The organism is Methanosarcina sp., from assembly GCF_028693135.1.
GTDB lineage: Archaea > Halobacteriota > Methanosarcinia > Methanosarcinales > Methanosarcinaceae > Methanosarcina.
In genome coordinates this window covers 51900-72884 of record NZ_JAQUVZ010000013.1, presented here as the reverse complement: position 1 = coordinate 72884, position 20985 = coordinate 51900, and the positions used below count along the sequence as shown (strand labels likewise).

Annotated in this window: 19 protein-coding genes; 6 read left to right on the top strand and 13 right to left on the bottom strand. The window is 35.6% G+C overall.

Going from position 1 to position 20985, the window contains the following annotated elements:
* Positions 1-83 precede the first annotated feature (83 nt).
* Complete coding sequence (locus tag PHF18_RS08505) at positions 84-887, bottom strand: uroporphyrinogen-III synthase (RefSeq protein ID WP_300101130.1); 804 nt, start codon at positions 885-887, stop codon at positions 84-86.
* 20 nt (positions 888-907) lie between these two features.
* The gene (gene cobA, locus PHF18_RS08500) at positions 908-1675 is read right to left on the bottom strand and encodes a uroporphyrinogen-III C-methyltransferase (protein WP_300101127.1); all 768 of its coding nucleotides are present in this window, start codon (positions 1673-1675) and stop codon (positions 908-910) included.
* 455 nt (positions 1676-2130) lie between these two features.
* Here cobA and rnz point away from each other — a divergent pair, with 455 nt between their 5' ends.
* Positions 2131-3048 (top strand): ribonuclease Z, encoded by a 918-nt coding sequence (gene rnz, locus PHF18_RS08495; protein ID WP_300101125.1) that lies wholly within the window; start codon positions 2131-2133, stop codon positions 3046-3048.
* Between the two features lie 165 nt (positions 3049-3213).
* Here the strand turns inward: rnz and PHF18_RS08490 are convergent, their stop codons facing one another.
* The 10 genes from PHF18_RS08490 to PHF18_RS08445 all read right to left on the bottom strand — a co-directional run bounded on the left by PHF18_RS08490 (position 3214) and on the right by PHF18_RS08445 (position 14351).
* Complete coding sequence (locus PHF18_RS08490; protein WP_300101122.1) at positions 3214-3474, bottom strand: hypothetical protein; 261 nt, start codon at positions 3472-3474, stop codon at positions 3214-3216.
* Between the two features lie 157 nt (positions 3475-3631).
* Positions 3632-5176 (bottom strand): DUF362 domain-containing protein, encoded by a 1545-nt coding sequence (locus PHF18_RS08485; protein ID WP_300101120.1) that lies wholly within the window; start codon positions 5174-5176, stop codon positions 3632-3634.
* Positions 5177-5583: 407 nt separating this feature from the next.
* Positions 5584-6825 (bottom strand): polysaccharide biosynthesis C-terminal domain-containing protein, encoded by a 1242-nt coding sequence (locus tag PHF18_RS08480; protein ID WP_300101117.1) that lies wholly within the window; start codon positions 6823-6825, stop codon positions 5584-5586.
* A 254-nt stretch (positions 6826-7079) separates the two neighbouring features.
* The gene (locus PHF18_RS08475) at positions 7080-9266 is read right to left on the bottom strand and encodes a DUF2206 domain-containing protein (protein WP_300101115.1); all 2187 of its coding nucleotides are present in this window, start codon (positions 9264-9266) and stop codon (positions 7080-7082) included.
* 140 nt (positions 9267-9406) lie between these two features.
* Positions 9407-9964: a DapH/DapD/GlmU-related protein gene (locus PHF18_RS08470; RefSeq protein WP_300101111.1), complete on the bottom strand. Its 558-nt coding sequence runs from the start codon at positions 9962-9964 to the stop codon at positions 9407-9409.
* Positions 9965-9972: 8 nt separating this feature from the next.
* Positions 9973-11025: a glycosyltransferase family 4 protein gene (locus tag PHF18_RS08465; protein WP_300101109.1), complete on the bottom strand. Its 1053-nt coding sequence runs from the start codon at positions 11023-11025 to the stop codon at positions 9973-9975.
* Between the two features lie 132 nt (positions 11026-11157).
* The gene (locus PHF18_RS08460; RefSeq protein WP_300101106.1) at positions 11158-11985 is read right to left on the bottom strand and encodes a polysaccharide deacetylase family protein; all 828 of its coding nucleotides are present in this window, start codon (positions 11983-11985) and stop codon (positions 11158-11160) included.
* 233 nt (positions 11986-12218) lie between these two features.
* The gene (locus PHF18_RS08455; RefSeq protein WP_300101104.1) at positions 12219-12770 is read right to left on the bottom strand and encodes an acyltransferase; all 552 of its coding nucleotides are present in this window, start codon (positions 12768-12770) and stop codon (positions 12219-12221) included.
* Between the two features lie 67 nt (positions 12771-12837).
* Entirely contained in the window at positions 12838-13791 is a 954-nt protein-coding gene (locus PHF18_RS08450) for a glycosyltransferase family 2 protein (protein ID WP_300101101.1), read from the bottom strand.
* Between the two features lie 329 nt (positions 13792-14120).
* Complete coding sequence (locus tag PHF18_RS08445) at positions 14121-14351, bottom strand: hypothetical protein (RefSeq protein WP_300101098.1); 231 nt, start codon at positions 14349-14351, stop codon at positions 14121-14123.
* A 665-nt stretch (positions 14352-15016) separates the two neighbouring features.
* Here PHF18_RS08445 and PHF18_RS08440 point away from each other — a divergent pair.
* Positions 15017-15475, top strand: coding sequence for a metal-dependent hydrolase (locus PHF18_RS08440; RefSeq protein WP_300101095.1), 459 nt, complete (start codon positions 15017-15019; stop codon positions 15473-15475).
* Positions 15476-16024: 549 nt separating this feature from the next.
* Positions 16025-17290, top strand: coding sequence for a transposase (locus PHF18_RS08435; RefSeq protein WP_300101093.1), 1266 nt, complete (start codon positions 16025-16027; stop codon positions 17288-17290).
* 61 nt (positions 17291-17351) lie between these two features.
* Here PHF18_RS08435 and PHF18_RS08430 read toward each other — a convergent pair whose 3' ends face one another.
* A complete protein-coding gene (locus PHF18_RS08430) occupies positions 17352-18470 on the bottom strand; it encodes an AAA family ATPase (protein ID WP_300101090.1) in 1119 nt (372 codons plus the stop codon).
* A gap of 697 nt (positions 18471-19167) precedes the next feature.
* Here PHF18_RS08430 and PHF18_RS08425 point away from each other — a divergent pair.
* From PHF18_RS08425 to PHF18_RS08415, 3 genes are all read left to right on the top strand, one after another.
* Complete coding sequence (locus PHF18_RS08425; RefSeq protein WP_300101086.1) at positions 19168-19347, top strand: hypothetical protein; 180 nt, start codon at positions 19168-19170, stop codon at positions 19345-19347.
* Positions 19348-19742: 395 nt separating this feature from the next.
* A complete protein-coding gene (locus PHF18_RS08420) occupies positions 19743-20210 on the top strand; it encodes a hypothetical protein (RefSeq protein ID WP_300101084.1) in 468 nt (155 codons plus the stop codon).
* A 157-nt stretch (positions 20211-20367) separates the two neighbouring features.
* Positions 20368-20895, top strand: coding sequence for a hypothetical protein (locus PHF18_RS08415; RefSeq protein WP_300101082.1), 528 nt, complete (start codon positions 20368-20370; stop codon positions 20893-20895).
* Positions 20896-20985 lie beyond the last annotated feature (90 nt).

The following is a 20985-nucleotide window of genomic DNA, read 5'->3' as shown; positions in this document are numbered from 1 at the left end:
TTAAGTATTGTTTTTTAAACTGGCTTTTAGGGGTAAATTTTCAGGGGACTTTTATTTGCCGGTGAATTTTATTTGCCGATTTTTCATAGCTCTTTTTTCATAGCTTTTATCAGAGCCTCGAAAGTGAACTCATCAGGGATAACGTCCGCATTGACCCCATGTTTTTTCAGGGTATTTCCCGTAGGAGTCCCGATTGCGCCTACTAAAGCCCTGCTAAGAGTCTCTTTTATAGTCTCCCCTGCTCCCAGCTTTTCCGCATGCCTCATAAAGCCTTTGACCATCATTGAGCTGGTAAAGGCAAAGGCATCCACTTCCCCTGCGAGGGTGCGTTCTATGAGCTCTTTCTGGGCTGCACCTTCAGGGATGCTGAGGGTGTACACATGAGTCTCATATACGGTTGCTCCGCACTTTTCAAGACCTTCTATCAAAAACTTAGCCCCAAAAACGCTCCTTGCAAGGTCAACTGTTTTCCCTTTTACCTCAGGGCAGAGGGCTTCTACAATTCCTTCAGAACTGTAATCTGCAGGCAGGAAAGAATCTTCAATCCCTATTTTTTCAAGCTCTTTCTCCGTGTTCGGGCCGATTGCTATTACCCTGATCTTTTTCAGGGCTGTGATGAATTTTTCCTTTTCAGTTTCCGTGAGTTTTTCCAGTGTGAAAAGTATCCCGTTTGCGCTCGTAAAAACAACGTAATCCGAAGCTCCGTCAATAACCCTCTGCACGAAGGGCTCGAATCCTTCGTCTTTTATGCCTTCAAGCTTTATCATAGGAGCATAGATGGGCTCAAAGCCGCAGTCCCTGGCAATTATCTCGGACTTTTCCCTGTAGCTTTCAGGCCTCATGATCGCAAGCACGGGAATTTTTATTGTGTTTGATTCTTCAGTCATACCTTTACCTCTTAGAGCCCTTAAAATTCTTTTCCTGTGATCTGCTCGCCAAGAATCGCGTGAAGGTTGACAACGTCTCCTACAACCGTGATGGCAGGAGCCTTTACTTTTCGTTCTTCTGCCAGGTCTGCGATATCTGAAAGGGTTCCCACGGTTACCCGCTGGTCAGGCCGGGTCCCTTTCTCTATGACTGCAACAGGGGTTTTTGGATCTTTTCCGTGCTTCATGAGTTCTTCAGTATTTCGCCTGAGCATCTTTACTCCCATAAAGATTACAATGGTCCCGTTGAACTTTGCCAGGGTTTCCCAGTCCAGCCCGCTATCTTCCTTTGTGGGGTCCTCATGTCCTGTTATGAAGGTGACCATCGACGTGCTCTCCCGATGGGTTACTGGAATTCCGGCATATGCGGGCACTGCAATTGCAGAGGTTATCCCTGGCACTACCTCGAATTCGATGCCTTCTGCTACAAGCACCTCAGCTTCTTCTCCTCCCCTTCCGAAGACGTAGGGGTCCCCTCCTTTTAACCGGACCACCATCTTGCCTTCCTTTGCCTTCTGCACAATAACTTTATTGATCTCAGACTGGGTCATGGTATGGTTGCCCGCGTATTTTCCCACATCGATTTTCTCTGCGCTTTCCGGCATTGAGCCCAGGATCACTTTTCCCGGGAGCTGGTCATAGATAATGACTTCAGCACTGTCAATTAACCGGCGGGCTTTAAGGGTCAGAAGTTCAGGGTCGCCGGGACCAGAACCCACAAGATAAACTTTTCCGTAATTTCCTGACATATGACGACGGTTCCTTTTTCTTCTTTTACAATTGTTGATAGATAATTCTCTTCCTTCATGTCCTGATAGATGACACCTGATACCTGCATAGGAATGTTCCATAACAGGATAACTTCTTCTGAAGGTGGAAAGCCATCTTCTAATGAGGGGAAGAGGTTTGATATAAATGCAAATCTGTAGGGTTTAAAGAGCTTTTATAATAAATAGTATACCATCTTTATACAGATTTATTGCGCAGCGTTTATATATTAAATCTTATACTTATTTTCTATATCTCATGCCTATTTTGTATACTCCAGATGTTTGCTTATGGTTTGATTCTTAAAAGAGAGAGTGTAAATTAAAGAGTATAGAGTGACTGGTAATTAATAAATACCTCTGATGTAATTAGTGAGTTCATTGTGATAATTTCATTGTCACCAGTTAGTAATTTCATCATAATTAGTGAGTTCATCATGCTTCGCATAACTTTTCTTGGCACTGGAGGGTCCCTCCCGACCCGTAACAGAAATCCGTCAGCAGTAATGGTCAACAGAGAAGGGGAACTTATACTCTTTGACTGTGGAGAAGGCACCCAGCAGCAGATGATGCGGGCAAAAACGGGGATGATGAGCCTGTCCTCCATTTTTGTCAGTCATTTTCATGCAGATCATTTTCTAGGAATTCCTGGTCTCATTCAAACTATGTCTTTTCTGGGCAGGAAAGAGCCGTTGACGATCTACGGTCCTGAAGGGACAAAAGAGTTTACTGAGCTTTTTAAGGCCCTTGGTTATTTCAACCTTAAATACGAAATCCGGGGTGTGAAACTGAGTCCAGGGGACACTGTAGAAGGGGAAAGCTATGTGATCCGGGCTTTAAAGACCGAGCATAGCATCCCGAGCCTTGGCTATGCCCTTGTGGAAAACTCCCGCCCTGGGCGTTTTAACAGGGAAAAGGCAGTCGAGCTTGGAGTCCCTCCAGGACCCCTTTTTGCAAAATTGCAAAGGGGAAATCCTGTTGAAGTGGAGGGAAGGCTCGTAAGGCCCGAAGAAGTAATGGGAGCCCCAAGGCCCGGAAGGACAATCGTGTACACCGGAGATACCAGGCCCTGTGAAGCAGTGCTTGAGGCAAGCAGGGATGCTGACCTCTTAATCCATGACGGCAGCTTCGCCGATGAGATGGCAGACTGGGCAAAAGAGTCCATGCATTCGACAGCAGGTGAAGTTGCAACTCTTGCAAAAGAAGCCGGAGTCAGGAAACTGGTCCTTACCCATGTCAGTTCACGTTATACTGATGATGTGGAACCTATTTTGAATGATTCAAAAAAAATTTTTGAAAATGTAATTGTAGCCGAAGACCTGATGGAACTTGAGATACCATACAGACATGAATAAACAGACGTTAGTAAACAGACATGTTCGAGCCTTCATACTCCGGGTACAGGGCTTTTTGCGGAAAATTTGAAGTTTTCTTTAAAAGCAGAGTTTAAAAATTGGATTAAATTTCTCTACAGGAAATAAACCTGTAGAAAGAATCTTTATCCAGTATTATCAGTTTGTTCAGACAAGTGTCCAGTCCAGGTTTTTGTTTTCAGCGTCGTAGAGTGTAACTCTCATGTTCTTGTCTTCTATTTCATAGATTTGCTTGACACCGAGATAGAATGTGTCTCCAGGATTTATTTCAATTTCACCTTTGACCCTTCCGAAGTACACCCTCCCTCTTGTATCGTTTTCTTCAACTGTCACACCTTTCCAGGCCATGTTCTGGGTTACGCTTATAACCCTGCACTCAAAGCGGTCGACTTCACGTATTTCATTCATGAGAATCCCTTTTAAATCTTGCTTAGGGTATAGTTGAGATCTTACTAAATATGACTTCTGATAGAGAATAATGATTCTATACATTAATGATTTCTATACATAAAACTATCCCAGAGGTCTGTAGTTCCTAATCTTCTTAGTTCCGAAAACCCGTTTTTTACATTTGATAATCAAGATCTATCGGATGATAGTCTATGCAGGTATAATTTTCGTTGTCGTCCCAGGATTCTGAAACTCCCAATCCCAGGTCAGCTGCATAAAATTGAACAATACCTGTTGCCTGTGGACCTACTTCTCGTCTTATATAATTTACCATAACCGAATCTGTTGCTACTGGATCAACCCCAAAGAAAAGAGTTTTGGGTGGTTTATTTCCAAATGAACTCCACAAAGTAGGTGAACCATAATTTATATTGGGATTACCCATTATCCCGTCACCTACAACTAACCTTGTTTTGTCTCTAAACACTGGATTATTATTAATATCTGCCAAAAGTTTTGCAAATGGATCTGCATCATGTGCTGGATCATCTCCGAGGGCATCAGCAGTATAAAAAACACTTCCAAAATTATTTTTTAAGCTCAAAGTTACTCTTCCAACACTTGTAAATCCATGTCCTTTTAATTGCGGCATATTTATTATATAGGTTGCATCAGCAAATACTTGAGCAGGTCTTATTTTTTCATCATATGCCGTGCTTGTTGATGCATATACCGAATTATCAGGAACATAACCGGTTACAAAAACATTTGGTCTTCCTTCAATATACGCTTCACAATTTTGATTTATATAATATTGCACTCCCTTATCATCTATTCTTTCTCTAAACTGATCATGCACAGGTCTTGATGGATCAGTTATCCATATTTTATCTGAAGGAACACCAATAGACTTCAATCCTCTTATTACCGAATTTACAACTGCGGCATAATTAAGCATGTTTGTATTTGAATCATCATCATAATAAAATCCACTAGATGAAAAATACCAATTATTATTAAAATTCACTTTTATTGCAACTGATTGTCCATTCACATATGGGATTATCTTTCTCCATCCATCCTGGGGGGATGTTGTTCCGGTCAATTCCATTATTCCAACATCTACCATTTTATCGATTTCAGTTTGATTCATGTAGTTATTCGGATTTCCCTTTCCTTCCCAGGTAGAAGAATTCGAATCATGAACCGTTACAACTCTATGAGGAGACGGTAAATCATATGCAGCGGGAATTGTTGCATATTCACATTGAATTCCCAGGTTTACTTGCTCAGATGTGGATAGAACTTTTCCGTTGACTCCGAATTCAACTGGAGAATTCATTGGCATTTTATTATAATAGTCAATTGTTAAAAAGACTCCAAATATAGCAGCTATAATTGATATAAATAAAAATAATCTACTTAATTTAAAATCGTGGGTAAAAAAAGTTTGAATTTTCTTCAAATATATAAAAAGTGGAGATGATACTATTGCAAGTATTAAAAATGTACTTAGACTCGCAGCAGCAGCTTGTTGACAAGGATAAACAATTCTTGAAGGTTTTGTTCCGGACTTATATACTAACCAGAAAAAGCTTGCAAGAGCCATGAAAACAAAACTGTTTTCAATTTTATGCCACAAATGCTTTATCCTATATTTAATATGATTTTTTTTTGAATGACTATATTTATAAGAATGATGATTTTTATCCTCTTTCATATATATCATCCACTATCACATTAGTGATGTTTAAAATTCCTAAATGTGAATGTAATATGATACTCACCGCATTTACCTTTCTAAATTATTTTGTTTATACGTCTTTATTTTTAGATTAATAAATTTTAATTTTGCTCACTGCTGAGCACATATAAAGATAGCCACGATGTAAATAAATCATGTAGAATAAATTATTCTTATAATTAATAATTTTATAATTAATAATTTAAGACTATGAGGGCAATATAAAAACCTTTATCACTTTTTTAATAGGTTCGCACGTAAATGTTCACACATAATTCACATCAGATTAAAATAAGCAACATCCTCATAGCCACAGAAAATACGGAAAAACTGTAACCTTAGTTTCCACATTTTAAGCGCATAATCTTCTTATCTTTTTAGAGTTATTTATTTCCCCATACTCGAATTGCAATTATCAATGCTCCAACTCCATAACTAATTATCCAGGCATACCCGATCCCTATAATTCCAAGAATGGGTAAAAGCAGATATGAAAATCCTATTAATAAAACACAAATTATTCCACTGAGTACTGTAATCTCCTTAGTATCCTTCTGAATCCTCTTTATCGCAAAGTAGACATTATTCACTACCACAAAAAAACTCGCAAAAATCATTAGTCTTAATACACCTAAACCCCCTGCAACGTAATCCTCCCCAATAAATCCAAGTATCCAGTCCCCATATAAATAGAGAAATAATGCAATTGGAATTAAAAACAAAAATATAATGACCAGTGCTCGAATGACAGTTTTCTTTAATGATTGACCATTACTTCCTTCAACAAATAACGATGTACTGATCGAATCTGGAATCATAAATAATAAAAGCACAATCCCATATACAATATAATAATAAGCTGCCTGCTCAACCAAATGCATATTCAGGATGATGATTGGTAATAACATAGTAGGAACGGTCATAAACAGACCTGTAAGATAGTTCCCGGCAGAAAAATTAAAACTATCAGTCAAAAATTTACGATCTATTTCTAGTTTTAGATTTATCCCGGACTTTGTAATTAACACTAAAGCAACAATAAATGCAAAAAAGAATGAGGTACCTACTGCATAGAAAATTCCTATTGCTCCTAGAGATATGAATAACATTAAGAATAATACTCTGGAGCCCACAATCAGATTCATATACAGTTGAAATTCTGCTTCTCTAATTGCAACAAAAGCAATACCCGCCATAAATATCATTGAGCTTGAAGTAAGAGATATTAAGTAAAAAAGTGTGTATAGTGGAGATCTTAAAAAAAGGAGTTCTGGTGAAAAAAAATGCACATCTGCTATAAATATTGAACCAAAGATTAATGCAACAAATGTTGGAATAACTGTAGATGTGTTAAAAACCCTACACTTATCATGTGTGGGAAAAAAACGGATAATTGAATAATCAAGGCCAAGTCTTGATAAATAAACAATTAATGTCATCGAGGATATAATTCCAGTTGCAATTCCCACATCACTTGCCGAATAATATTTTGCTGCCAGCATCCAAAAAATGAATCCAAAACCTGCAGTGGAAATACATGAAAGCATGAGAAAAAAGGCATTTTTGAATAACGGATCATGAATAAAGTTAATGTAATGTATTTTATTTTGAAGGTTTGAAATCATTGTCAAAACCCTTTTATGCTTAATTTGAATAAATCCATACCTTGAATCGGACTTTCCACAGATGTCCCTGTAATTTTAAGATCTGTGAACATTCTGTGTGAAAGTTGGCGCGTTTCTTCTCCACCTGCCATTTCTAGCAAAGCCGGAACGGTGAGGAAGAAGAATCCTGCTTATTTAGTTGAATCAATTATTTTCGACACTCCCCTTTCGACACTCCCCTTTACCCCTACAAAAATGCAGAAATATTTCCACTATTATTGTAAATATAGTTCATTTCTATTCATCTGAAATAAAATGTTTCCACCATCATTGTAAATACAGTCCATTTCAGCAAAGTGCTCTGCATAATCTGACGTTTTTATTACATTTTTTTCATCTATAATTATGGAATTTTCTATAGTATTATGATGGACCAAAAATAGATACTCTCCTCTATTTACAGGCTTCGTTCCACTTAATACATCTGACATAAGTATTTTATTAGCCATCACCATATTCGTAAATATTTTTTTTCTCCCATACTCAACATTATAAAATTTATGTATATCTGAAGTTCCTTCATGAGTTATGAAATGATAATAGAGACACCAATCTAAATATATTGGTTTCCCGGAATTATGCATTACAAACCAATCAGTGGCATCTATAGTAGAGTCTAGACGATAAGGCCAGTACAAAAGCCATTTTCCTTTACCATCCCCTTCTTGAATAGCCAATCTATCCATTTGACGGTTTATGGAATAATCCACTGTTGTTCCTGAGGCTTTATTTATAATATTCGACGAAATCCCCGAACCAAAAATAAAGAACACAAATAAAAAAATCGAAAAAATTGTTAATGCTTTATTATGATCCAACTTTACTGGTTTTAATAAGAATAAAAATGAATATATACACAATGGAGAAGCAAAGATCAATACCATAGAAAGCAATCTACCATTTCCCATAGAATGGGGTAATATTTGTGTAACCAAAATGAGTACCGAAGATACAGATAATACCCCATATTCTGGCCGATTTATTTGTATTTTTTTTTGTGTATATAAAAAAGCACCAATAAATAATAACATTATTATAAACACATTGAAATATTTCACAACGTCGATAGAATATGAGTCAGTTGAAAATAATAATTTCAGCGTATAGTTATCATTTGGTTGTAGAATCTTAGATAAATTACTGAACACATCAAAAATAAGATTTCCTATCCAGATAACATTACTTGCTGAAGAGGTGCATATATACCAAAAAAAGAGAAGAGCTGTATATAAAAGATATGTATTTAATTTGATACCTTCCTTCATTTTAAAAATCTTTATTAATAATTCATATACTGTAAGAATAATTAAAAAGAAATAGGCTGCACCGTAATGTGAAGCAATGATTGGGAATAAACAAAAAGGAAATAGAATTTTCTTTTTAATTAATTCTATATCACTATATACCACTAACAAAAAGAGAGTTATAAATAACAAAGCAAAAGCTGTTCTTTGAGCATACATTACCCATTCTTGTGTATAATAAAATGGCATAAATATATATAAAAAAGAAGAAAGAAAAGCCACTTTATAACCATGAAATTTTGAATGAAGTTTATACATTCCTACGGGTATAAAAGCCATTACAATCCAACTAATAATATGAACTCCCCAAATAATATCTATACCCATCAATTTGGAAAAAACAGGAAGCATAAGAGAAGTAGTTAATAAAGAATTATTTGGTTCATAAGGAAATAACGGATCCCATATACCTGCTGTATAGACAATTCCTGGGAGGAAGGTTTCATAAAATGATTTTCCGGCATAAGAGAGGTTAGTGTGTATTAATAATGAAAAAGAAACCGCCCAAATTATCAATGGGTAATATTTATTTTTTAGATTTAAACTCAAAAATGGGATTCCGGATATAATCATCAGAACAAACAGCAAGAAATAACTTTCGCCTTGATATTTAAGACTAATACCACCAAATATAGAAAATATAGGAATAAATAATATAGCAATACTCTTTAAATTTAATCTATCTAATCGATCAAAAGCAATAAATGTACAACCTCTCCATTTTGACAATAAAATAAGAAATACTATTATAATGCTATAAAATACAGTCAAATATATTTCAGATATTGGGTTTTCAACGTTTAAAATAAATGCGATTACATTTTCAAATAAGGCTGATATCGTAACAAATGACAAGCTTAAACCAAAAGAGAATAAGATCAAATCTATAAATTTTAGATTAATTCTTAAAATACTGAGAATTAAAATTCCCGGAATAAAGGCCAAATATACAAAAACTACAATATACCTTAATATTGGAATGCTAATTATTGGAATGCTAATACCCATAATATCAGCACATATCAAACCCAAGGCTGCAAATTGAATTGATAAGGCAATACCTGTAATATTGATTTCCACTTTGTTATCTTCTGTCATAATGGATTCCTAGGTTGTACACAATTAATTTTATAGGATAGTTGGATCATAATATCATAATATCATAATGTTTCTCTATGAAAAGTAACCTTAAAATAAAGAATTTTAGATTTAACTATTTTGAAAGGAATGTCAGCATTTCAAATTATATACCCCATCGTTTGTTTCAAATCTTCATTCATCTTTTCTTTCTTTTTTTCCGTAACGCCTGTTCTACTTGTCCATCCATTTTCATATATAGGAGATAAGAGCATTTTTTGCTTATGTTTTTCTATAATTTCGGAGGTAGAACATATGACTTTAGCTGGATTTCCAGCCGCAACACAATTATCAGGAATATCTGATGTTACTATGCTACCAGCCCCAATGATTACATTATTTCCGATAGTAACATGTGGAAGTATTATGCTATTTACTCCAATAAAAGTGTCTTCACCAATGACTACTCTTCCTACTTTTGAATATCCTGTGTGTAATTTAGTGCTTGCATCGTGAGTTAAAATGACTACTCCTTTTGTCAAATAGCTATTTTTCCCAATAGAGATTAGCCAGGGATATTCGGTATCTAATACTACATTCGGACCAACAAACACATTTTTTTCGAACATAAGTTTATTTTTGAGGATTAAAGCATTAGCTCTTTTTTTAAAAAAATAGAAAATCATTGAAAATATACCAAAATAGGTTTTAGTCTTCATTCTATCCCTCAGCAATTATTAGGAATGAGTTTTGTATATTCTCCTATTGTTTTTTGTGCTATTCCTTCCCAGGACATATTTTTTTTCATAAATTCATATGCTGCGTTGCCCATACTATTCTTTAGATTTTTATTTAATAAGACATTTAATAATGAATCAGCTAGACTTTGTGAATCCTTAGGTGGTACGATAAAACCTGTAACACCATCTATAACAACTTCTGAAAGGCTCCCCACGTCTGTTGCAACTACTGGTTTTTTAAACGCATAAGCTATTGGAATTATTCCTGTTTGTGATGCTTCTATATAAGGCAAAACGACAACTGAACATTTTTGAAATAATTCAGAGACCTTTTCATCCGGGATATATTCATTAATTATTTCAAAGTGATTTTTATTACCTATCATATTTTCATATTTAGAAAAATCGCCATTACCAGCAATAATTATTTTAAAATTAGATACTTTTGAGGAGATCAAAGGTTCTGTTTTTATTAGATAATCTATTCCTTTGTAGTCAAGTATTCTGCCAAAAAATAAAATTGTATTTTCTTCTTCAGTAATTTCTTTTTGATTTACGCTACTAAAAAATGAATAATCTCCATGGGGTATAACAGATATTTTTGAATTTAAAACACCTCTCTTTATTAATTCTAACTTTAATTTTTCACCATGAACAAAATCTAAATCCGCACATTTGGAAGTAATTAATGTACTCAGATCAAAAATGAAATTCTTTTGGTCAGAGTGCAGCTGAACGTCATGCACTGTAGCTACAACAGGAGCTATTTTTTTTAAGATTGGCAATAAAGGAACTATAAAAGGATGTACCATACTCGTATGTATAATATCAGGTTTTATTTCCAAAAGATACTTTATCATCAAATCAATTCGATATCCATGTCTGTCAACAGAAGGAATTTTTTTCAAAATTACACGCCTGTCAAAGAGATTTTCATTGATACCTTTTGGAGTGATTAGATAAACATTACATTCTGTATTATTAGCTAGAGAATTGCAAAGCTGTGATACATAATGCACCATTCCACCTTTATTTATCAACAATATAAAACATATTTTAATACAAGCCACCCCAAAATTAGTTTACAATCCTAATTTTTGCAATTTTGAGAATATTTTAAGGCTTAATAAGTAACTACTTAAAATTCTTAGAATGTATATGTAAATCCTATTTTATAAACCTAATACCTCCCTTACTGGAGAAAATTTGAAACTTTTGAGTAAATTTTCAAGTTTACTAAAGGCTGAATCAACCCCATAATAAGTAATGAAACGAGAAATTAAAGGAAGTGGAACCTTTTGTGTATAAGAATACATTTCCCAGGGATGCATATAGATAACCACAGATCTTTTCATATTAACTCGATTTATAGCAGATTTTAAAAAAGAAATCGGAAGAAGTCTAAGATAAAATCCGCCTGCAATAGGGATATTTATTCCAAATTTTATAACGCTTAAAGGATACTCTATTATCGGGCCATCTGGATCATGCACAGTAATATCATCTTTAGAAGGACAGTATGAAAATACTGGTGCATCCGGAACTCCATATAAATTTGTCTTCACTGGAAAAACACTGGAATCATACTTATAACCATTTTTAACCAGTATATCTAAAGCCCATTTATTCGTATTGTCGATTGAAAAAGTCGGAGCCCTGAATCCAAGTGGAGATTTTCCAGTAATTGATTTCAAAATGCTGTTGGTCTTTTCAATCTCATCTTCAAAATTTTTCATTCCAAGCTCATGAAGAGTCTTATGGGAATACGAATGGGAGCCGATTTCGTGACCCTTTTTGGAGATTTCTATGATTAACTCGGGATATTTTTCTGCTAATTTTCCCAGAACAAAAAATGTGGCTTTCGTATCATATTTATCTAGTAAGTCAAGTAAAGGATATACAGCTTCTATTACTTGATCTTCTTTTTCATCAGGTGCAAATCTACAAACTAGTTCTGCAGTGTACCAATATTCCAAATCGAAACTTAGTGCGTTAATCATGCTTAGTACCCCCCCACGAAATAACTTTGGCATTTTTTCACACTGTATTACCCTATTTTCACAAACATGTTCGTCAATTAAATTCCGAAATAGTTATGTGTTACCTCAGTTGTTTTTCTAATATGTACTTACCTTGATTCAATTGGTTTTTCTTAGAATGATTTTTCTACATATTTCTGTCAAAAATATAACGACTTGCTGCTAAAGCAAATTCAAAAGTTAGTTTCCACTGATCACTCAAGTTTCTTTAAAACTCTAGCCGGGCAGCCAATTACAACTGTATAGGGTTCTACGTTTTTCATAACAACACTCCCAGCTCCAACAACACTATGTTCCCCAATTGTAATTCCTGCAAGAATTATACTACCAGGCGCAATCCAGGCACCACTTTTTATAGTTACAGGTTTTACTTCCCTTGGATAGTACTTTTTTTTTAGATATGGGGAACAGGTGGGATTAGAATGTGCAAAGATCATTGTTCCCATTCCGATACCGACGTAATCTTCGATTGTAATTAATTCCGGGTATAGATCATCGAGATTGACGCCAGGCCCCAAAAATACATGTTTTCCGATTTTTACGCCCCTCATCCGCTGGAGTTTTACTGAGATTCCAAAATGAGGACAAATTTTAGCCATTGTCTGCAATATCCAGTTAATTGCATAACGAAAATAAAATTTAATTACACCGAATGAGCCTGTGTAACCATAATACTCCATAACTTCCCTCAGGTTAATTTCCTCAGGGTCTTCCATTCGTGTGTTAAAGTCCTCAAAGTATTCCATTCAGATTCCTGTTCCCGATTTTTTAATGAATTTAATAAACAATGAAAATTCATCTCCACTTCTAAAACTATTCATCGGACTTATATTCAAATCTGTATTCAAAAACCTTGTCGAGAGACTCAATTTCTTTTTGATTTGATACTATCTGAGAAATCATCTTAGAAATTGTATGAAGTATAATCCCAGTAAACACCATCAAAATCCCAACCAACATTATCAAAATCAGCAATAAAGTCGGTCCAAATCTCAAACTCCCTCCAGAATAAAAATCCTGTAAAAACTTCATTCCTATAAACAATCCCGCTATTACTGACACCATTCCCGGAACTGTGAAACAATACAAAGGTCTCCTTAACTCCATATCCTTTAGAATTTGAAGCATCACATTCAGACCATGTACAAACGGATTCTGGCTTGAACACTGATCAAGATCATATCTGCAGTGAATCTCAACTTCTACAAACTTAAGATTATGATCCCTCGTATAGAGCAAAATCTCAGAGCCTGCAGACATATCGTCCCCCTTAAGCCAGATATTCTCAATGGCTTTTTTCCCATAAGCTCGAAAACCACTCTGAGAATCCGTAACATGGATACCACCTGCAAAGTATGTGGCAATGTCTAGAATTTTCATGCCAATTTTCCTGTAGGTTGGAACGTTTTTCCCATTACCGTTTATGAACCGGGAGCCGATTACGAGGTCTACCCCATGTTTTAACGGTTCCAACAACTGAGGAATCTCATCCGGATTATGCTGTCCATCAGAGTCTATTATTACCATTTCATCTGCATGAAATTCACGAGCTAATTTGAAACAGGATTTGAGAGCCGCACCATATCCTTTATTTACCTCATGTCTTACTACATATCCTCCCAGAGATTCTGCAATTTCTGCAGTGTTATCCGAACTTCCATCATCCACCACGATAACTTTATCAACATATTTTTTGCAACCCAGAATTACTTCTGCAATCACATGGCTCTCATTATATGCAGGCATTGCAGCAATTGTAAGAGTCAAATACAAAACTCCCTTCCTGAGATGATAATTATTCTAAGTAAACATTTACTCGAATACATGTTGTCTTCAAAGTCACATCACAGTAAACATATAAGCTACAGGAGTATAGAAAAACATTAAAGAATAAATATTACTTACGTCTGGTAGTCCTAAAAAAATCTTAACTATTTAAAGAATGGCTGGGGATTTTCTTTTAAAAACATCTTAATAAACTTCTAGATCCAATCGCCTGAGCGGGATTTCCCTTCCTATACAGGCCGGATATATCGAAGCTGAAAGGTGGGGAGGAATGCGTAATCACTCTCGATTTTCTTTATCATTAAACATTATTATGCCTCGGCTGCGTATATTGTACCAGATAGTTTTGACACTTTCAGATTGGAGTAGGGTACTGCAATAAGCAGATAACAGTTTAAGTTGAGTCTACTATCATCGGAATCGGTTCTATCTGATATAAGGTCGGCAACAACTCTGCCGAAAGTAACCTTTGAAGCGTTTCGATAGAACTGGGTTGCCATTCTCGCAAGAGAATTTAGGAGTGGTTCTCTCAGGTCGACCATTAATATGCATAAAATGATCTGTAACAGGGAGGATATGCAGGCCTCTTTCTCAGAAATTCCGGTTTGTCGGATAAAAAATAGGGACGTAGTTGACCAGTAGCTTATAATCCGTTTTGCACAACAAACGAAATATGATTTTTGTATTCTCTCTTACTTGATTGATATTCTATAGAACGAAATGTCAGCAAATTTCGTGAACTACTCCTCCCTGAACTCTTAACCTGATGACTCGGATTTTTGAGGAAGGGAACTTCCCGTTTTATTGTTACATTTGGGATATATGCAAACCCCTTGAACATTCGAGGTTATGAAATTAGTTTCAAAACCCCCATCATTAATAATACTCACATTCTTTGATTTGCTGTCGAATACAAATTATATGGAATCGTGACAACAGTTTCTAAATACATTTTCTCTAACAGTTTTATAGAGATTATTACTTTTAATTAAGATATGTATACTAAATAGGTGATAAAACACAGTCAGTAAAATATTAAGTAATAAACAAGTTCTCTGCCGAAAATATATTCTAAAAGAGTAGTTTGTTATATCCTATCCAGTTGTACATATTTTGTTCTTTGTATTCTGTATCAGTGCAGTAGTTGTGTATGCTACTATCAGATCAATTTTTCACAGGGAAGCCTCTTTTGAGGGTTCAATGCTTAATGTTGCTATTACTTGTAAGCAGTTTATGTGCACTGTTTCCAGACATCATGGTTGTTTATAATTTGCTCGTAAACGGCACTATTGAATACTGCTGGATTGGCTCTGTCCCAACACATTTACTTCTATTCAGTTCTTCTGCGCTCCTGTTCGGAACACTTGCAGGATACATGGCATATAGGAAGGTTGGTAAGGCAATATATCTAGGAGTTTTTGGCGAAGCTGCTTTCCTTTCTCATCTATTGCTGGATGATGCTTGTGGCGCCAATTGTACTTACTTCTATCCAATCTATAATGAAAAAATAAGCCTATTCCCATTGATGAAAGTAAATTTTCAGGAAACCGGATTTCTTCATAATCTTGTAATATCTTTTGTATCTGTTTCTTTCATTTGCTTTTTTATAATGATGGCATTATTCTTCTTGAATAAATTTGGCTTTGAGTTCAAATACAGATTCTAAGAATAATCTTTATATAAGGAAGCGTAAAACCCTTGAATCTTTGGCTCAGGGGCAGTTCACACCGATTCTACAAATCAATGTGGATAATTCCCCAAATATACAAATATCAGGTACATATGTAAATGAGTAAAAAATATATACTGAAATAAATTTTTATTGTGTTATAATTATTAAAGCTTCTTATGAACTCAAAAGCCTGAAAATAAAGTTTCAATTGACTGGAAAATTAATCTATAAGGAAAAATTATAAGAGCAGTCAAAAGTAAAGGGACACATACAAAATGATTCATAAGAGAGGTGCCTGAAAATATCTCATAGAAAATGGATTAAAAGGCACTATCTCTTGTATGTTCTTTCTCTTTTAACGAGAAGGCGGGAAGTCCCCTTCCTCGGAGCGAAGCGACAGGTGGGGGATGAAAGCCGTCAACTTCCCCATTAATATTCATCGTGATTAGTTAAATACATATATTCATAGTTTCATCTTTTTATTGATATTATATTCTATGCCAGTTGACTCTTTGAAAAAATATATGGAAAGTCGGGGTAACCATGCAGCTAACAAAAAAGATTAAGATATATCCTACAGATGAACAGGTTAATGTTCTCTGGGAATTATCCAATAAATGTAGATGTATCTATAATCTTGCTCTGGCTGATAGAAAAAACGCATGGCGTAATGAACAACGTAGTGTAGGGTATATAGAACAGCAGAACAAATTGCCTGAATTCAAGGAAAATAATCCTGAATATAAGGTGGTTTATTCAAAAGTTCTCCAGGGTGTACTTAAAAAACTTGATGCTAATTACAAGTCCTTTTTTGCACTCAGGAAAAACGGAGACCTGAAGGCAAGACCTCCTAAGTTCCGAAGTAGCAAATATTTCATGACGTTATGTTATAATCAGAGTGGATATAAAATTAACAATGAAAACATTAAATTTGCTCACTCTGTCAATAAAACGTCTCTTGAGTTTGAAATTGACCTCAAATTAGAAAATGTAAGACAGGTAGAGATCTACAATGATGATCCTTACAAAGGCAGAGGAGACTTTTACCTTTCCGTAATATATGATGTTTTTCCCAAAGTGTATACTGACAACGGATGTTATCAGGCGATTGATGCAGGCATAACCAAAATAGTAACCTGTATCAATCTCAAAGGAAAAATCCACGAAGTCAAAACTCCCAGACCTGATAAATATTGGCAAAAGAAAATGGATAGTATAAAATCAAAAAAAGATCACTGTATAAAAAACAGCAGGAAATACCTTAAACTACATAAAAATTATCGGGTGATGGAAACTAAAAAATCCAATCAGCTGAAGGATTTCCAGCATAAACTATCCAGGAAAATGATAGAAAATACCAGAGCCAATACAATTATTGTGGGAGATCTTAAAGTTAAGAAAATGGCTCAACCCAAAATAATCAATGGGGAAAAGCAGAAGAAAACTAAGAGGATAAGATCCAGAAATAGATCAACTCAAAATCAGGGTTATTTATCTCGCTTCATCGAATTCCTGACCTATAAAGCAGAGCTCAGAGGTAAAAGAGTAATAAGAATTGATGAAAGCTATACTTCCAAAGAATGCTACCTATGTGGAAAACGGCACGATATGCCTTTATGGAAGCGAACTATGGAATGCGATTGTGGAAATGTAATTGATAGGGATAGAAATAGTGCTATCAACATCATGGTACGTTTCCTATCACAGAATGCCTTGTGGATAGGCTATCTACAATTTGTAGATAATCTTCGACAAACAGGTTTACCGATGAGAATTAGATTCTTAGAATCTGATTTTCAAATGAAGTAAATACTCGAAGGAAGCCCCTTCCTCAGCAGGCGCTAGCCTGACAGGGAGGGGTAGTTCACGTTTATACATACAGATGGGTTGGGTCCTGAGCAAAATCTTTCCTTCCCAATCTTGCAAGGGCTTTTTCAAAGTCTTTACCGCTGACAATTTCCCTATCTTCGATGATTGCTTGATGAAGGGCGGTCTTAAGGATTTTTTCTACAATATCCCTGCCTGAAAGCCCTTTAGCTTTCTTTGCAAGTGTCTGGAAATCAAATTCCTCTGCCTTCAGAGGGAAAGTCTTCACATTTGATTCCAGTATATGAACAATTTCGTCTTCCTCAGGAAGGACAAACTCAATCTCTTCTTCGAACCTGCTTCTCACAGCAGAGTCCAGAGAATTGACACGGTTTGTTGAACAGATGGTACAGACTCCGTCGCGTTCAACTATCCCGTCCATTTCTGTAAGAAGGGCATTTACGATCTCGCTTACGTCTCCTCTGAGCTCCTGAAATCGCCTGTCCAGGGCAATGGCATCAAGTTCGTCAATGAAAATTATACAGGGGGACATCTCTTCTGCCTTGTCATAGAGCTGGTGGATCTGACGGGCTCCGTCCCCGACATATTCTCCTATTAGCTGGGTAGCCTTGACTGGAATGATCGGCACATCTGTCTTGCTTGCAAGGGCTTTTGCAAGCATGGTTTTTCCAGTTCCTGAGGGGCCAAAGAACAGAATGTTTCTTGGTGCCCATTTCCCGAAACGTTCGGGCTCTTCCAGAAAGCGCTCGATCAGCCTGCACTTCTGTTTTGCAAGTTCCTGCCCTATCACATCTTCAAATTTAACATCACTTTTTATCTCTTCAGAGGGAGATATTCCATTTTCCTCTTCAGTTACGATAATGGATGTTGAGTTTCCTATTATGGATTCTGCAGGTTCCACATCGATAATGCGGTATGCAAAGTCAGGGAACATTCTCTTGTCAAAGAGATAATCTCCTTTGCGGGCAACATTCCCGTTCCACTGTTCCCGTGCATAGAATTCAAAAACATCCCTGTTTTCAATAACAGGATATTCTTCCATCATGCCGCTCAGGGGATATCCTTCGGCCTTCAGGATAAGAAGTTCGGATGTGGATTTCCCGAGCTCGGTATTTTTCTCGTGAATTTTCTTAGCGTTCACTCTTTGTGAGATCGGTCGCACTTTGTTATCAACTCGAATACTTTTCTATACCTAATATCTTTCTATGTCTTATAGTAACCTGAAGAGCTAATAAAATTAACCCCCTGAACCAGTATGGATATTCGATTGCGAAAGCCTTATCCTGACTCCGCAAAACAGAAACCCGTTTACTGAAAATTATTCATGAAGGATATTATTTCCCTACCGTTTATCTGTATAATACTGCCTATGTACTTCAGGTAATCATTATATATTCATATATTTAATCTAATGTATAGATGTGCATGTCCTGAAGGAGATTCTATATATGTAAAATATTTATAGGAGTAAGAACTAAAAAGCTTATTGTTTAAAATTTACTTGAACAACTATTTATGCAGGCTTTGAGAAATTATTTCTTTGAATAAAGAGGCTTTTATAATGGATCATTTGGCAAACCCTCAGGTCTATTCATTTGAAATACAAATAAAAGTCATAAAAGGGAAATTTAATATATTAGAGTAATAATATAAATATATTATTCATTGAATTAAAACCACTTTCAAAAATAGTTCCGAGCTGGCAATTAATTACCAGCATGTTACCTGATTAATCAATTTTTATGATGATTAATCTATTTGTATGGTAATACTGTATATGTAATATAAAAATTTAAATAATGCAAAAAATCTTAAGCATTTAACAAAGTTAGTTCCAGAGTATGATTTATATGTTTACTATGGAGAATACGGAAGGTTTCGACCAGAAAACTCTTGATAAGATGAATGCTGAAGTCAAAAAGACTATGAGCAAGCACGACCCAAAGTCGAAAGATTATAAAAAAATCTACGAACAGGTTGAAGACCAGGTCTTCGACATGTACTGTACTGAGGTGTTCAGACCCTCTCTTAAACTTTAACTCTTGCCGCTGGATAAAACATATCCCGGTAAGTTTTTTATTTTTGGTTTTTTTGAGTTTAATTTTTTGCTTTTGACTTATTTTGAGCTTTTTTAGTTTTGATTTTTAGTTTTGATTTTTAGTTTTGATTTTTAGTTTTGATTTTTGGTTTAATCCTTTTCTTTATTTTTTTAATAATTTATCCGGAACTTGAAAATTGTTGGTTTATATTATTAGATAGATATATTAATTTCAAGGGGATAAAATCTCTCTACTAGATAATAAAAGGCTTATATAGCTCATTTCATGAAATCTACTGAACCATTATTTTTATTTAATATAAGTGCCGATATGCAACTATGGCTTTAAATAATTCAATAAAGTTTTTGATTTTATCTGTTATTTTTTCTTTGTTTTTGATGCCATTAGCGGCAGTTGCTGAAGATTCGACATATGGAAATAGCACTTCTCCTCAAGGAACTGGAGACCCGGGATCAGAACTGTTCGACCTGATAAATTATAATATTGGGATTTACAACCAGAACCTCAACCTTACCCCCGGTATTTTGAAAAGTCTCGTAGGGGACGAACAGATCCTTTTCGTCATAACCCTTGAGAATGGGGGAGAACTGTACGCCTGGGGTATCACGGAAGCTGCGGAATTTGTCGAATTTGAAAAACTTGAGGCATTATCTGATAAGGAGCCCTCAGTAACAGTCCGGAGCGATGAATCAACAGTTCGCTCAATTATTGACTCTTCTTCCCCGATGCAGGAATTCAATGAAGCCCTGAAATCCGGGAAAGTGACAGTTGAAGATGCAGGTTTACTGCAAAGGCTCATGCTATGGGCAATGAAAATAGGGCTTGCTGACCTGCTTATATAAGTCATGCAGTATTATATACTGCTAATTTTTATTAATTTATAATAATACCAGAGGGATTCAGTCCCTGGATATTTCAATTAACCGACTTCTCTCCCCTTTTTGGAGAATTTTACTTTCTATTGATAACTTTTTATATCTCTACTTCTTATTTTCAACTATGGTTTATAGCAAAAATAGGGTTATGGTTTCCTTTCTTGTTTTGCTTTTGCTTGCTTCGATAGCAGGGCCGGCTTCTGGTGTGGGTGACATTACAGCAGCTGAACTCTTTACAACCCCTATTAATTCCAGTCCGGAAAACGATCTTTTTTCTGAATTAAGTGCCCAGATGGAGTTTTATAACGATAACTTTGATAACGTGCCTTTACTTGTTAAAAGGCTGGTGGCAAGTGAAGAGGTTGCGGGGAAAATTGAACTCGAAAATGGTGAGATGCTCTACGTAACTGTACTTATGAGGGGTGGGGAAGTAGGAGATTTTTATAGGTATGACACCCCCAATGATCCTAATTCAAAGTTAGGCCCCTCCATCATTGTGAAATCCGACGAAAAGACTATAAGAGAGATACTTGACTCGGAAGACCCTTTAAGGAAAGCTGTAGAGAACATGAATGAAGGATCTCTCAATGTGGAAGTAAAAGGTTTCTTCCGAAACACAGTGTTCTGGAGCATAAAGCAGCTGTATTCCTGAACCCTTTAAAATAGATTCAAATAAAAAATAAGGATTCAAACAAAATATTCAGGGATTCCCCCTTCCGTCTCCCCGCATAAAGGAAAGGAT